The sequence below is a fragment of the Sphingobacteriales bacterium genome (genome assembly GCA_016711285.1).
Lineage (GTDB): Bacteria > Bacteroidota > Bacteroidia > Chitinophagales > UBA2359 > JADJTG01.
This window is the reverse complement of record JADJTG010000014.1, coordinates 247161-263801: the sequence shown is the minus strand read 5'-3', so window position 1 is coordinate 263801 and position 16641 is coordinate 247161. Positions and strand designations below refer to the sequence as shown.

Genomic DNA, 16641 nt, shown 5'->3' with positions numbered 1-16641 from the left:
GTATAAGTCTTTTTATTTTCCTTCTTCTTCATTGAAATCCTTGCCCACATATTTAGATTCTTCATCAAAAGTATCTACCAAATCCACCGGTTTTGAGGAAGAAGGACGCACCCGCATATTGATCATTTCTACGGCTAATCCGAAAAACATCGCAAAATAAGCATAACCTTTGGGTACTTCCTGATGCAAACTTTCGGCTACGAGCATCATTCCTATCATTATCAAAAACGATAATGCCAATATTTTGATGGTGGGGTGACGATTGATAAATTCGCTGATATATCCAGAAAATAGCAGCATAATAAACATAGAAATCACTACCGCCGTAATCATAATCGGCACATTATTGACCAATCCTACCGCCGTAAGTATGGAATCAAAAGAAAAAACAATATCAATAATAATAATCTGAAAAATAACCTGCCCCAAAGTAACCCGCTTGCCGTCTTTTGTCACCATAGGGTCGCCTTCGAGTTTTTGGTGTATTTCGGATACACTCTTTCCAATCAAAAACAAGCCCCCCGCCAATAATATCAAATCGCGCCCGCTCACACCAAATTCGCCCACATAAAACAAGGGTTGTTTCCAATGCGCCAACCAACTGATAAATGACAATAAAATAATCCGAAATACCAGCGCACACATTAATCCGATACTACGCCCTTTGGCTTGTAAATTTTTGGGTAAACGATGCGTAACAATGGATATAAATATGATATTGTCAATCCCCAAAACGATTTCTAAAAAGGTAAGTGTGAGTAAACTTACTAAATTGGTAGAAGTAAAAATTTGATCCATTCGTATATGTATGATTATATTTTTTTCAAGTCAAAAAACATTTTCATTTCCGCCTTAGTTCCAACATTCTATAAGGCTCTTTAGTTTAGTTCGGCAAATGTAGGTTTTTTATCAGATTTTTTATTTCTTCTTCGGAATTAAAACTGTGCAAACTAATGCGTAACCGCTCGCTGCCCTGTGGTACGGTGGGGTATAAAATAGGGCGCACATCAAAGCCCTGCTCCTGCAATGCGTGGGCAGCGGCGCGAGTGGCTTCGTTACCGCCGATAATGTGCGAAATAACCGCCGAATGAACGGCAATAGTGGGCATTTCACGCTGAAATAAATGAATATGTGCCTGTAATTGCTTGCGTGCTTTGTTTAATTCGGGCAGTAGCTCATAAGCCGTTTGTATATGTAATACCTGATGCAAAGGAACGGCGGTGGTATAGATAAAATTGCGACAATAATTAATTAAATATTGGCGTAAAAGTGCCGTGCCCACGATTGCTGCGCCACTGCTGCCCACCGCCTTGCCAAAAGTATGCACCCGCGCCCATACAGCATCTGCCAGCCCCTGCGCCTGTACCCAACCGGCTCCTGCCTCGCCGTAAATACCGTTGGTATGCGCTTCATCTATCACCAACCAAGCTCCGTATTGCTGTGCCAAAGCTACGAGGTCGTGCAGGGGTGCAAAATCTCCGTCCATAGAATACAAAGATTCGGCAACAATGTAAACCTGTCCGCCCTTCAATTTTTGCAACTGCTCTTTCAGTTGCTCCATATCGTTGTGACGAAAGGCGTGGGTATGTGCAAAACTCAGGCGCAAGCCATCACGGATAGAGGCGTGGCAGTATTCGTCGTACAGAATATGGTCGCCGCGCTGCGCCATACACGACATCAGTCCCACATTGGCCTCGAATCCAGAGGAAAAAAGCAAAGCCGCTTCGCTGCCGTGAAAAGCCGCCAATTGTGCTTCGAGGTGTTCGTGGAGACTGCTGTTGCCGCGCAACAAGCGCGAGCCGCCCGCGCCGTTGATGTGCGGGTATCGGTATAATTTTTCCAAAAAACGTGAGCGCAACAATTCGCTGCGTGCCAAGCCCAAATAATCATTAGAGGCAAAATCTGCCAGTGTATTTTCGGGTAGCAAACGCCGCAAAGAGGCATTTTCCGTTCTTTTTGCTAAAGCAGCAGCCAAATGCGGTGGATTGTTGTTCATCATTTTTTTAAAAAAAATTGTACTCTTTTCTGATTTTATCCTGAAGTAAGTCCGTATTTTCAGAAACTGCTTATTTTAAAAAATTTTCGTTCCTATTCAAAATATAAAATATTGAATGGATTTTATCAAAAAAATCTGTAGCACAAGATAAATGCACTACAGATTTTTTTGATATTTTCGCACAATATCAATATGTGTTCTTTTTTGTATTTATATATAAATAAATTTTAAAATCATTTTTTTTGCATAAAAATCAATTTTAATTTTTACTTTTTAAGGCACTATTACTTTTGTAGTTTGCATTACGCCACCCTGCTGCAACACACGACAAATATACAAACCAGAAGGCAAATTTATTTCGTCAAAAGAAAGCAGCGTATTGCCTAATGGCAGTAATTGTTGAGGCAATCGGCGCACTGTTTGTCCTTTTACATCAATTAAATCTATTTGTACTTGCTCCATATCGGCAACCTGATTGATAAGATGCAACAACAAGCGGTTTCCCTGCAAAGGATTGGGCGACAGTGCCAAGCGCAAAGCGGTATTTTCATTTACCTTCTCCATTGTTATAGTAGCGTTGTTATCGGATTTAGGTGTACAGCCGCCGATGTATGCGTGAAAATCACAACCGCTTACGGCTGTAAAACCGTCTTTTAAATCAATCCACTGCCCCGCACTGTATGTTACCATTGCTCCGGCGGCAATGCTGTTGGTGGCGGTAATGCTTTGTGCCGCCAAATGCTCCTCATTTCCGGCAATAGCAGCATTTAAAGTGAGGTCGTTCTCACAAGAAACGGGTGTTCCCGAAATAACAATATCATCAATATAAATCCAATTGCCGTAGCCGTTAATATTCTGAAACTGAATAGTTACCAATTGCCCGTCAAAAGCAGCTAAATTGATGGTTTCGGTTCGCCACTGGCTGCAAGCATTGGGCGAAAATGCAGAAGTGGTATTGGCGGCGGTATTGAGTGTGGCGCAACTTTTGTCGTATAAAGTTTGCGCACTGCCCGCGCAAGGAATTACATTTACTTTCAAGCGGTCGCAATAGGTAGTATTGTATCCGGCATACGCCACATCAAACTGCAACTGAGCATCCTGATAGCCGCTTAAATCCAGCGTAGCCGAAAAATAATCGTTCGCTCCCGAACTGTTGTAATCAAAATTATTGAGCGCAATAGTGCCGCTGCCGCAGGTGATATTGCCTTTCCACGCCCAAGTGATAGTACCCGAAGGATTGCTGATGCTCCAGTTATTGGTATTGGCGGTAAAATCATCGCTAAAAGGCTCTACACCACTCAATACACTCACGGCAGTACTGACGGTTTTTGTACTGCTGCCATTGGCATTAGTGGCAGTGAGCGAAGCACTGAATGTGCCCGAACTGCTGTATGTAACCACCGGATTGGGCAAAGTAGAAGTGGCGGGGGTGCCACCTGTAAACGTCCAATTCCAAGCGGTTGTGCCACAACTCGTTATTTCATTGAATTGTACTGTCGTACCCGGACACACCGAGGTCGCCGATTGCGAAAAATCTACGACAGGCACACCGCTTACATTTTCAATGGTATATTTAAAATAGCCGTTGGGTGCGGTGATAGGGCGCACCTGTGTTTTTCCCGAAACAGCGGTAGCCTCAATATAATAATACACCGAAGTACCCGCGCTTTGTGCCGGAATTTGCGCCTCCCAACGTGCTTCGGCAGCATCAACGAGCGTCATCGGGATAGCAGTATAAGTGCCTCCTGCTGTCGTTTTGTAATAAACATTTGCGCTGCTGATGCCGCTTTCGTGCTGAATAATAGCCTGTACGGTGCGGGCGGTGGTCTCGCAGGTATTATAAAGTCGGGCGGTAGCAATGCGCAAAGGGTCGTTGCTATGTACCACTTTGGTGATGCAGTGGAGTGCGCCGCTCGCCGAAATAATATTGTTGCAGTTGATACCCACTACATTATATCCTGGGAGTTCAGCTTGATAAGTAGCCAAAGCGTCAGCATCGGAAGCGTGATTGTAGATGGGAACCAAAATGGTTTTGTTTAAAAAAATAGAATTGGTGTAGGTACGATAATCGCCGCCCGCATTCGGATATTGCCCACTGGCATCGGGAGGCATCGGCACGCGCACAATGCGATACGGATTGCCAAAAGCAGTGGTGAAATTATTTTGGATATAATCAATATTGGCTTCTATCTGTGGTCCGTCAGAAATACCCGCCGGATACTCGCCAAATAAAATCGTTTCTTCGTCGAGCATCGCCATGTGCATATCAATATGATGAATACCATCGTAAGGCAGCACGTCCATTTTAATATAACGGTCAATGCCCATATACAGGTTTTTGATATTATCAATCTGGGCTTCGGTTTTGGTGGGGTTTTCATCTAAAATCAACTTGGATGAAAAAGCCGTTCCGCAGCCATCTGTTTGGAAATTGCCGCCGGTATCGGTGAGGTCGTAAGGGGCGGCGGTCATGCTGTAAATCGGAATATTGGCATAAGCGGCGATAGCATCGGGCAACACATCATCATCTGGGCGGGGGCGGTTGTAAATCCAATCTACGATATAAGGCGTACTTACATCATTGGCATACACGCTCCAGGGTCCGTAGTCGCGTATCCAAACACTATTAAAAGGCTCTTGCAAAAAATGCACATTGGCAAGGTTGATGCCCGCATTGGTAAGTTGTGTTTGTACAGTAGAAGGATTAGAGCAAATGATATATACGTCCATTTCGTTCACAGCGTATTGCACAATTTGTGTCAAAATATCTGTATAGCTCGTCCAAGTAATACAAAGTGCTTCACCTTCTTCCCATTCGGCGGGTGTGCGCACTGGTGCGGGCGGCGGTGTAGTAATTCCTTTTTGTCCAGCGATATTTGCTAGATAAGCAGGCATTTGTTGTGCTTCTTCGGGGGTGAGCGAAGCGGGTAAATTTTTATTTTGCGCCCTTGCCGCAGGCGACAACAACAAGCAGAGAATAAAGAGAATGTAATACTTTTTCATATTAAAATTAAAATAAGAATGAAAAAAAATAAAGCTATCAGACTTCAATTTTCAACAAATATACAAAATTATATATTTTATTGTTTTTAATATTGCATTTTTTATCATTTACCCCAACCATTCGCTGCCATTTATCAGCACACGGGCAATGGAGGTATCGCCGAAATTATAAGGCAAATATGCCAATGCTGGTATGGGCTTCGTGATGATTACATTACCGCGTTTGCCGCGTGCTATCGTGCCGCACTCGTGTTGTAGCTCCATCGCCGCCGCACCGTTGAGCGTAGCTGCATTAATGGCTTCTTCGGGCAGCATCTTCATTTTAATACAAGCCAGCGACACCACAAAATTCATATTTCCCGTAGGTGAAGTTCCCGGATTGAAATCACTCGCAATGGCGATCGGTACATTGGCTTCCATCAACTGGCGGGCGGGAGCATAGCTCAGTCCCAAAAAGAAAGCACAGGCGGGCAGCAAAGTAGCAAAAGTATCGCTGTTGGCAAGGGCAGCGATGGCAGCTTCGTCCATACATTCCAAATGGTCGGCAGAAATGGCGGCGTTTTCTACGGCTACTTGTACACCGCCTGTAATGCCGAGTTCGTTGGCATGGACTTTAGCTTTAAGACCATATCGGCGAGCGGCTTGCAAAATTTCGTTGCTTTCTTCGGGTGTAAAAAATCCTTTGTCGCAAAAAACATCACAATAATCGGCGAGTTGTTCGGCGGCAATCTGAGGCAGCATTTCTTCTATAATCAGACGAATATAGCCGTTTCGGTTATGGCGATAGGCTTGCGGAAAAGCGTGTGCGCCCAAAAAAGTGGCTTTCACCGGAATCGGTACAGCGGCTTTGAGGCGGCGAATCACACGCAACATTTTCAGTTCGGCATCGGTGCTGAGTCCGTAACCGCTTTTTATTTCAATAGCTCCCGTACCCAGAGCAATGAGGCGGCGCAAGCGGTGCAGAGCCTGTTCAAAAAGTTCGTCTTCGCTCATCGCTTGCAGCTTGCGTGCCGAATTGAGGATACCGCCACCCTTTGCCGCAATATCTTCGTAGCTCATACCCTGTATTTTATACACAAATTCCTCCTCGCGCGTGGCAGCAAACACAATATGCGTGTGCGAGTCGCACCAAGTGGGCAGCACATATCCGCCTTTTGCATCTATTACTGTGTAATAACTCGGCACTGTGGGGTATTGTTCCATACTGCCAAAATCAGCGATGTTGCCGTTTTCAATGAGCAAAAAAGCGTGGTCAATGGAGGGGAGTTGTTTCATTTCAGTGCCGCGCCGTGCCATTTCAAAAGGAGGGTTTTGCTCTACTTGCAGCAGACGGGCGATATTTTTAATAAAAACAGAAGATGACATATCAAATAAAAATATTGCTACAGTATTTTTTGGTAAAGTGGATAAATAAAAACGGGCAGGTTCTTGTTGCAGAACCTGCCCGTTTTTGTATTTTTTTCTATTAATGTTTGTGGTTGTCGTGTACTTCTTCGTGTTTATGTGCCGAAGAATCCGCCATCAGTGCCTCGTATTCCTGCATCAGGCGTTCTAAGCTGTCGGACTGCCCCCCCAAAGCCGACTGATCGGCGGGGTGCTGTTCTAACCACTGCTGATAGGCGGGCGAAGCGCGAAACGCCGAAAAGAGGGTGTCACCGGTATTTTCGAGCAAGTCGGCAGGATTATTACCGAAACGCTCCAAAATTTCGCCAAAAACAGCAGTTGCCTTATCATATTGCCCGCTTTCCATTTGTATTTGTGATTGTGTCCAATAAGCCTCTTCTATATCATCTTCCTTTGCAATAGCGGCTTGTATGGTTTTGTCAGCTTCATCGTATTTTTTCAGTTGCGATAATACCTGCGCTTTTAACACATCTAAATACGGGTCTTCGGGAATGGCGGTTTTCAGGGCTTCAATGGCGGTCATTGCTTTTTCGGGTTGTTCTTTCATAAAATAGATTTCTATGAGCTTCAACTGCAAAGCGTGGTCGTTCGGATAGCTTTTTTTATACACTTCAACGGCTGCATCAAGTGCCGAATCTGATACCATCTGTGCCAAATTCAGACGCATCGCCAAAATAATTTTATCATTTTGCACACTCGGCGGCAGCGAGTCGATGGCACGCAGGGCGGCATCTAATTTTTTGGCGGCGTGCAAGCCGGCGATATACTCTAATTTTGGAAAAGCCTCAATGATGGGGTGTGTAAAAGTAGAATCTTCATTGGCTAAATTGATAATGTACAAACGGCGCAAATTGCTGCTGAAGGTTTCGCTGCTCACATAGCCGTAAAAATCCGTAATTTGAAAATCCTTTTCGCCGGCGGGCTTAAAATTGAGTTCAAAATAATTTACGCCTTCATCCGACAGCAAACGATACATCGCAGTGGTGTCGTTCATCATACGGATAAATTTGTATTTGCCGCCGTTGTTGGCTCCGGTAATCACTTTGCCCAAGCTGAACTCCTGCTCCAAATCCTGACGAAAACCATCTTGATAATAAGCAGGAGCCGATAAACCGTCTGTTACTTTATGATACAAAGCATCAAGGGCTACATAGCTGTCAATGGTGGAGGCATCTTTGTTATTCATCAAATTTTCCAATTCTTTGGCAAATTCATCTGCTTTGTTCACTTTTGAACAAGAAAGTGCCGTTATCAACAATATACCTGCCACCAAAAAAACTTTTAAAAAAAAACGCATAAAATAAAGATATAAAATCAAGAAAATATAGTTTAAAAAAGGGATAATAATTCAACTACCGATTTTACTTTTTTTATTACAAATAAAATTATTTAACATATATATATTATTACAAAACATTAATTTGCAGTAAATATTTTTATAATTTATTTTTATTGTAAAGATAAATCAAAAAGGAAATAAATATTCGTATTCAAATATCCGATAAAAGAGTAATTATAAATAATTTTCTAAGTTTTTGTCAAAAAAACAGCGCAAAGGTACATATTTCAAAACCTTGAAGTAATTTTTTATTATGATTAAACACAAAACAATTAATTTTGTCTATCCTTAAATATTTTTTAAAAAATTATAACATGAAAAATTGTTTGATTTGGCTCTTTGCAGCAGTAATGACTTTGATAAGCATCAGCACTATACAGGCGCAAAACAATACGCAGCCGGTGCGTGCTACAGGTGCGGCGGCACACAAAGGTGTCGGTGTTCTCAGCGCACAAGAACGCGCCGAACGCTATGCCCAGCAACTGCACGCTATGGTAAACCTCAGCGAAACTCAAATAACAGAGGTAGCAAAAATTGGCGAAACCTTTGAAACCCAAATGGACGCATTGCGCCAAAGCGACCTCGCCTCCGATGAAAAAAGAACACGCGGTTTGGCTCTTTCGAATGAAAGAACAACTGCCGCCAAAAAAATCCTCACCGCCGAACAAATTGCCGCTTGGGACAAATGGGAGGCTGATTTGAAAGAAAAAAGAGATGCCCGTATCCGCGAATACAACGCAAAAAACCCGAATAATCCCGTTGGTAATTAAAGGCTAAATATTTTTTGTCCGGCAGCGTTATTCATATTTTATTATCCATTGTTGCTTATACTGATGCGGTATGAGTCGCTTTTTTTTTAAACTTACATTAAAAATATTTTTTCAGTCAATGCAAAAACCCCTTTCATTGCTTATCTTCTTTTGTGTTATTTCGTTTTCGCTTTCGGCGCAAAAGGTAGTGTTTGAAGCAGCTAAAAATTTACCCGGCAAACGTGTGAGCGACATTGCCTTAGAAAGCGGTCGCCGCTTGTGGGTTGCCACCGATAAAGGAGTTGCCTGCCTCACCGAAGGCGCAAAACCACTTTATTTTGTGGACTCCACCGATGCCGCCAAATTCAACGCCAATGTGATAGAAATAGACCGCTACAACCACAAATGGATAGGTACGCAAAAAGGTGAGGTGATAAAAATCAGCAATTTTAGTACCCAAACCTACCAAACCATGAGTGTTTTTGAATCCGACCCGCAGAGTATTGTCAGCTTGTCGGTAGATGAAGAGCAGGTATGGGCGGGTTCTTCGCAGGGCAAAATTGCGGGGTATAATTTTAGCAACCAGAGCAATGTGCCGATAGAAACTTTTTATGTAGGACCTATACACGCCCTATACGCCGAAGGTACGCAGTTGGAATTTGCGGCACGCGGCAACGGCTTGTTCAGAAGCGGAAAAAACTACAAGAACAGTAAATGGAAAGAATACGCCAACATCGCCGAAGCCTACGATATAAAAAAGCGCGGCAATACTTTTTGGGTATTAGGAAAAGATTACAGCGGCGGCACGCTGCTGCTTTCATCAGATGATTTGGAAGACTGGAAAAAACACGATGTATCTTGTTTGCAGGGCGAAAACACACGCCTGTATGAGATTGACTTTGATAATGTCGGTAATTTGTGGATAGGCAGCGGCGCGGGCGTATTGCAATACAATCCGGCTACGGGCAGCTGCAAAATGATTTCACAAAAAAATGTTCCTGCTTTTCCGATGCAAGCCGTACATTCTATCGTGTGGCAAAACGATTCGGTGGTGTGGATAGCATCGCCACAGCAGGGATTGTATCAGATGAAAGTACGCAGCTGGGAAGAGCCGGTGGTGGCGGCAGCGACAGAAATAGAAGAAGAAAAATCTATTCAGCGCAAAAAATCGCTTATTTCTATTAGTGATATTCGCTGCAATGATACTTTGGAGTTGTCTAAACTCATTTTTCGTCCCAACTCCACCGACTTCCTCAATCCGGCAGCCTCCGAAGAAACGCTGGATATTGTATATGAATACTTAGACCAACACCCTGACGAAAATTTGGAATTGTACGGACACACCAACAACCTCAGCGACAACACCGACTTTTTGATGCAGTTGTCGGAACAGCGTGTAGAAGCCGTTAAAAAATATTTGGTAACGAAAGGCATCAAAAAAGGTCGTATTACTACCCTGTCGTTTGGTGGCACCAAGCCCATCATCAGCGAAGGCACTGCCGCCATGCGCGAAATCAACAGGCGGGTAGAACTGATGGTGCGATGTAATTAACGACACCCAACAACAAACACCTTTTTGACAGATTTTTATAGCCCTGTAAGGTTTTTTCGGGAAACTTTACAGGGCTATTTGTTTCCCTTTGCCACCCCAATAAATCTGATACAGAAAACTTGTAAATATTTTGGAGTATTGCGTATATTTGTATTTTATTAAATTATATACGCAATCAAAGAAGAAAAGGCGGGATTTGCAAATAAATCAGTAGTTGTTGATGGACAACAAAGACTCACAACTACGCTAGTTTTTTTAATTGCGTTAAGGGGCACTGAAACCGACCCAATCAAACAGGATTTTATAAATCAGAATTATCTGACTAATAACTCATCTTCTTTTCAAGATAAACTTAAACGGTAATGGTTTTATTGCAACCGTTGATGTATTTTTGTGCAATAGCTATTGTATAGGATAATAGCGATAAATTCAATGACCTTGTTATCAGGTTTTTATCATCAGATATAATATAATGCTAAATCACCAACAGTTGATTAAAAAACACTACCTCAATTTGCTCCGCCGCCCAAAGCTCGATACAAATCTACAACAGCATTTAATTGCCCAAACTGTGCATTCAAATAACTCAACTGCGCATTAAGCTCATTCTCCTGTGAGCGGAGAACTTCCAGATAGTTCGCCAGCCCATAATTTACCAATTCCTGTGAATATTCTGTAGCCAACCGATAGGCATTATACTCCTGCTGCTTAAGTGACATTATTTCCGTTTGCGTTTGATATAATGCTAAAGCATTGGACACATCATTAGCTGCATTTAAAATAGATTTACGATACTGAATATAAGCAATTTGCTTATTGGCTAATGCAACTTCTTTTTGTGTTCTCAATTGCCGCCTATTCCAAATGGGTTGTGTAAGAGAAGCTATGGTATTAATAAAAAACGATTTCACACTAAGTATCCTATCAATATCAATGCTCTGCAAACCCGTATTGGCAGTAATTCTGAGTGAAGGATAAAAATTTGCTTCGGCTACGTTGGTGAGTTCAAAAGCATTAATCAAATCATATTCTGCGGCTCTTATATCTGGTCTGTTTTTTAATAAATCATAAGGCACGCCATACAGCAATTTATTATCAAACGATTGCTGGTCTAAACTTGCCCTTTCTAATTTATGTGGACTTTGATTTAGTAGAATGGACAAAGCATTTTCGCTAATAGTCCTTTGGTTGTTTATTGTAATTAATAGACTTTTGGCATTCAATAAAAGTGCTTCACTTTGTTTTACAGCAACTTCCGTTAATATGCCAGCTTCTTTCAATGCTTTGCTTATTTCTAAAGACTTGGTTCGGGTAGTAATTGTAGATTCCGTGATTTTATACTGTTCGTCCAGCACTAATAATTGATAATACAATTTTGCTACATTACTCACCAATAAAGATTGCTGTGCTTGAGTACTTGCAAAACTGCTTAATAAGGTAGCTTGTGAGGCTCTTTTGGCACTGCTAATTTTTCCCCATACATCTGCTTCCCAGCCTAATGAAAATGGGATGTTATATTGTACAAGATGCCTTCTTTCTCCGAATAACTGTCCAAACTGTGTATTTAGTGACTGTGAACTATACGAAACTTCCGGTGCTACAGTAACCGATGGGAAAAATTGTGATTTGGCTTGTTGATAATAGGCTTGACTTGTCTTAATTCTTTCTACAGCTATTTTTAAATCTAAATTCTCACTAAGTGCTACTTCTATATATTTTTTTAAAAAAGCATCATTAAAGAAATCACTCCAACCAATATCAGCAATAGTTCCAGAATCCTGCTGATACAGTTCCACTCTAAACATATCCGGCTGTACTAATTGTGCTTCATCTCGTGTATATTTTTTACTGACAAAGCACGATTGCAATACAACCGAAAACAATACAAAAAGTAATATTGATATTTTTTTATTCATTCGTCATTCTACTTTTTTATTGATCAAAATGTACAGGTTTTATTTTTTCTTGTAACCATTGGAATAATACAAACAACACTGGAATTACTATCAATCCTAAAATAGTTCCTACCAATAAGCCAACAGCAGCACCTGTACCGATACTTCTATTGCCTGCCGCTCCTATACCAGAGGCGAATACCAAAGGAAGCATACCAAAAATAAATGCAAAAGAAGTCATTAAGATAGGACGCAATCTGGCTTTAGCTGCATTGATAGCGGCTGTAATAATAGGCTCACCATGCCGCCTTCTTTGTACCGCAAATTCTACTATCAAGATGGCATTCTTGGCTAAGAGTCCTACGAGCATCACCAAGGCAATTTGAAAGTAAATATTATTTTCTAATCCGGCTAACCACTGACCCAAAAATGCCCCCATCACACCGAATGGTAATGATAAAATCACTGACAATGGCAACATATAACTTTCGTACTGTGCGGCTAAAATAAAATACACAAACAATACACTTAACATAAATATCAAAAGCGTTTGTGATCCTGCATTTATTTCTTCCCTTGTCAATCCTGTATAATCAATAGAGAAATCACTCGGCAAATTACTACTGGCAACTTCTTGAATGGCAGCAATAGCATTACCTGTACTGAAACCTTCAGCATTTGCTCCTGTAATTTTTACGGAAGTAAATAAGTTATATCGATTCACGGATTGAGGCCCATATACTTTCTTTAATGTTACAAATTGTGTAATTGGTGTCATTTGTCCGGTACGCGTTCTTATATACAATTCATTCAAACTCTGTGGGTCTTTTCTAGCATCTGGTAATGCTTGTACCATCACACGATATTGCTTTCCATATTTAGAAAAATCAGCAGCATAAACGCCACCAATGTATCCTTGCATAACTGATAATACTGTAGAAACGGACACTCCGGCACCTTCTGCTCTAGGTACATCTATTACCATTTCATATTGTGGAAAATTGGTGTTGAAAGAAGTCTGTGCAAATTCTATTTCAGGTCTTTGCATAAGCGCACCCATAAAAGATTGAGCAGTTTCATTGATTTTATCTATTTCATTGCCGGCTTTATCTAACAAAACAAATTCAAATCCTGCATTACTACCAAATCCGGGAACACTCGGTGGACTAAAGAATACAATCCTAGCATCTGCTATCGATCCTGCTACTCCAAATAGTTGTTTGGTAATATTTTCTACACTTTGATTGTTGTCGCCTTTACGGTCATCAAATGGGTCAAGTCGCAAAAATGCTAAACCATTATTGCTACCATTTCCGGAAAAGAAACTTCTACCAGTGGCAATAGTCATTGCTTTTACGCCTTTTATTTTAGAGGATTTTGCTTCTAATTCTTTTAATACGCCATAGGTTCTTTCCATTGATGCACCTGCGGGCAATTCCACATTTACAAATATTATTCCTCTATCTTCATTGGGTACGAAACCGGAAGGCATAGATTTATTAATAAAAAATATAGCCGCTAATGAAATGACAAACAATCCTATAACAATCCATTTTCTATTCACTAAGGTAGTAAATATTGCACCATACTTTTCTGTGATGGTTCCAAAAGCTGTGTTGAATTTGTAGAAGAATTTTTGCAATAAATTCTTCTTTTCATAATCACTATCGGTTTTATGATTTCTTAAAAATAAAGCACTCAACATCGGGCTTAAAGTCAATGCATTGACTGCAGAAATAACAATCGCCACTATCAGCGTAATACCAAACTGCTTATAAAAAACACCCGTCGGACCAGCAATAAAAGTCACCGGAATAAACACCGCTGCCATTACTAAAGTTATGGAAATAATCGCTCCGGAGATTTCGTGCATGGCACTGGTTGTAGCTTGGCGGCTGTCTTGTTTACTATGTTCTAATTTGGCATGAACCGCTTCCACTACTACAATGGCATCATCTACTACTATTCCTATCGCCAGTACTAATGCAAATAGCGTTAATAAGTTCAGTGAAAAACCGAATAGGTTTAAAAAGAAAAATGTACCAATAATAGAAACCGGAACCGCAATAGCCGGAATCAAAGTAGAACGGAAATCTTGCAAGAAAATGAATACCACTAAGAAGACTAAGAGAAATGCTTCTATTAAGGTTATTATTACTTTCGAAATGGAGGCTTCTAAGAATTCATTGGTATCAAAGTTGATGGTATAATTGATTCCTTCCGGCAAATCAAGATTTTTCAAAAAGTCTTTAATGTTATTATTAATTTCTCTGGCATTGGAACCCGGAGTCTGAAATATCCCCATACTTAATGCCGGATGACCTAAATTTTCCCCGACTCCTGCATAGGATAAAGCATCTAACTTCACATCAGCCACATCTTTCAATCGTAATAATTGTCCACTATTTAAGGAGCGAATGACGATATTACCATATTCTTCTTCTGTTGTGTATTTACCTTTATACCTTATGATATATTCGAAAGAGCTACCCACATTACTTCCAATTTGGCCGGCAGCAGCTTCTTTACTTTGTGCATTGATTGCATTGATGACATCACTTGGTTCCAATCCATAATTGGCTAATTTTTCTGGTTTTAACCAAATGCGCATGGCATAGGTTTTCCCTCCAAAAAGACTGGCATCGCCTACACCATTGATTCTTTTAATCTCCGGTACTACATTAATATCTATATAGTTTTGTAAAAAGACTTCATCATAATCTTTATTTGTCGTGTAAAAAGACATATACATCAAGGCACTGGTCTGTTGCTTTTGAGTAACTACTCCACTTCTGGTAACTTCTACAGGTAATAAAGGAGTGGCTCGAGCTACTCTATTTTGCACATTCACAGCAGCAATATCAGCATCTACACCTTGCTTAAAGAAAACTTCTATACTCGCTGAACCATTATTATTGGCAGATGATGTAATATATTCCATTCCCTCTACACCATTAATTTGTTCTTCGATAGGGATGATGACACTTTGAAGAACAGTCATCGCATTAGCACCCGAATAATTTGCAGAGACACGAACAGTAGGCGGAGCAATATCGGGATATTGCGTAATTGGCAAATTATTTAAGCCCAAAATACCCAATATCACTATTAGAATAGATATTACAGAAGAAAGTACCGGTCTTTCGATAAATTGTTTAATCATTAGAGTTTGGGCTTTAGATGATTAATAATACTGTCTGTGGTGGTTAATTGCGCTTTTACTTTCATGCCCGTTTTTAGTGTCCCTACTCCTTGTGCTGCTATTTTATCACCTACTTTTACGCCATCATTGATAATACCCATATTATTAGTTCTTGCAGTGACATTTACCTTTGTAGCCACTACAGAATCACTGACTATTTTATATAAAAACATATTTCCTTGTTGCTCATAAAGTGCTGACTCAGGCACTATCATTGCATTATTGAATTGCTTGGGTATTCGTATTTCTCCAGTATTTCCATTCGTTAAAATACCACTTGGATTGGGGAATGAAACCCTGAACTGAATGCTACCTGTTGTCGGATCTATCTGTCCTGTAACTGTTGTTATTTTCCCTTTTTCGGAATAAATACTTTCATTAGCTAAAAGCAATTCTACCATTGGAAGATTTCGTATTTTATCGCTGACACTTGTACCATCTATATTTCCCAAAAAATCTAAATACTCCGCTTCGTTCATAGAAAAATAAGCATACAATTCTCTGGTGTCTGAAATTTTAGTGATTGGCATAGGGTCAGACGGACCAACTAAAGCCCCTTTCCTGAAATTTATTTTACCCAATATACCGCTAATGGGTGCTTTAATAATAGAATAATCTACACTGGCTGCAGCACTTTTATAATTAGCTTGCGCTTGTTCATAAGCGGCATTTGCTTGACTCAACTGACCATTTGCTCTGAGAAGGTTCGCTTTAGCTGTTTCCAATTGCACATTGGAGATAATACCTTTATCTACTAAGGGTTGTAGCTTATCAACTTCTATACGGGCAGCATTTACATTGGCTTTAGAGGCTTCTATATTAGCACTTGCAGCAGTAATGCCAGACTTAGCAGCAGATGCATTGGGAGCAAGTACATTTGTTTCTAATCTGAAAAGTGCTTGTCCTTGATGAACCTGCTGACCTTCATCAACTAATACTTCCAAAATGTAGCCGTTTATTTTAGCACGGACATCATTGTTATTAGTTCCTTCTATCGTTGTTGGGAAATTTTGATAGGTGGTTATCGTTTTTTGAGTGACTTCTACAGCAGGAATAGACTTCGGCGGTTTTTGCTGTTCTCCTTTTTTACCACAAGCATTTAAGATAAGTATGAGAAGCAGGAAGTATGGGATTGATAAAATCCTTTTATTTAATATTGTCATAGAAAATTAATTAGAAAATCAGCATACAAAAGTTAATAAATAAGCAATTGCAAAGGTAAAATATTACAAACCATTTGTTGTCAGTTTAATTATAATTATACCCTTTCGAATAATAAATCCTTATAATTAAGAATTATGTAGTTGTTTTTTGCTACTGTTAAGCCGTACTCTTTTAAGGGTGCTTCACACTTGGTTACAATTTGTTTCTGGTAATAACTCAGATTAAAATCAATAAGCTGCTGTAAATCTTTCTTGATGATAATTTTGATTTTCTACCTCATCAGCAATTACTACTGCCAAGTCTTCTACAGACAAAATACTTCTATTATTCTCGTCTA

The 16641-nt window shown here is 40.4% G+C and carries 10 protein-coding genes; 2 read left to right on the top strand and 8 right to left on the bottom strand.

Annotated features, from left to right (window positions below):
- Positions 1-12: 12 nt before the first annotated feature.
- From IPL35_13860 to IPL35_13840, 5 genes are all read right to left on the bottom strand, one after another.
- Positions 13-798 (bottom strand): TerC family protein, encoded by a 786-nt coding sequence (locus IPL35_13860; protein ID MBK8444424.1) that lies wholly within the window; start codon positions 796-798, stop codon positions 13-15.
- An 85-nt stretch (positions 799-883) separates the two neighbouring features.
- On the bottom strand, positions 884-1999 hold the full coding sequence (locus IPL35_13855) for an 8-amino-7-oxononanoate synthase (protein ID MBK8444423.1): 1116 nt from the start codon (positions 1997-1999) through the stop codon (positions 884-886).
- 270 nt (positions 2000-2269) lie between these two features.
- Positions 2270-4999, bottom strand: a complete 2730-nt coding sequence (locus IPL35_13850; protein MBK8444422.1) for an agmatine deiminase family protein — start codon at positions 4997-4999, stop codon at positions 2270-2272.
- A 108-nt stretch (positions 5000-5107) separates the two neighbouring features.
- A complete protein-coding gene (locus tag IPL35_13845) occupies positions 5108-6364 on the bottom strand; it encodes an imidazolonepropionase (GenBank protein ID MBK8444421.1) in 1257 nt (418 codons plus the stop codon).
- Between the two features lie 100 nt (positions 6365-6464).
- Positions 6465-7631: a tetratricopeptide repeat protein gene (locus tag IPL35_13840; GenBank protein ID MBK8444420.1), complete on the bottom strand. Its 1167-nt coding sequence runs from the start codon at positions 7629-7631 to the stop codon at positions 6465-6467.
- Between the two features lie 425 nt (positions 7632-8056).
- Here IPL35_13840 and IPL35_13835 point away from each other — a divergent pair, with 425 nt between their 5' ends.
- A complete protein-coding gene (locus IPL35_13835) occupies positions 8057-8512 on the top strand; it encodes a hypothetical protein (GenBank protein MBK8444419.1) in 456 nt (151 codons plus the stop codon).
- Between the two features lie 118 nt (positions 8513-8630).
- Entirely contained in the window at positions 8631-10043 is a 1413-nt protein-coding gene (locus IPL35_13830; protein ID MBK8444418.1) for an OmpA family protein, read from the top strand.
- Positions 10044-10552: 509 nt separating this feature from the next.
- Here IPL35_13830 and IPL35_13825 read toward each other — a convergent pair.
- The 3 genes from IPL35_13825 to IPL35_13815 are packed head-to-tail and all read right to left on the bottom strand — an operon-like array spanning position 10553 to position 16303.
- Positions 10553-11959: an efflux transporter outer membrane subunit gene (locus IPL35_13825; GenBank protein ID MBK8444417.1), complete on the bottom strand. Its 1407-nt coding sequence runs from the start codon at positions 11957-11959 to the stop codon at positions 10553-10555.
- A 16-nt stretch (positions 11960-11975) separates the two neighbouring features.
- On the bottom strand, positions 11976-15101 hold the full coding sequence (locus IPL35_13820) for an efflux RND transporter permease subunit (GenBank protein ID MBK8444416.1): 3126 nt from the start codon (positions 15099-15101) through the stop codon (positions 11976-11978).
- Positions 15101-16303, bottom strand: a complete 1203-nt coding sequence (locus IPL35_13815) for an efflux RND transporter periplasmic adaptor subunit (protein ID MBK8444415.1) — start codon at positions 16301-16303, stop codon at positions 15101-15103. The genes IPL35_13820 and IPL35_13815 overlap by 1 nt, the downstream gene beginning before the upstream one ends.
- Between the last annotated feature and the right edge of the window lie 338 nt (positions 16304-16641).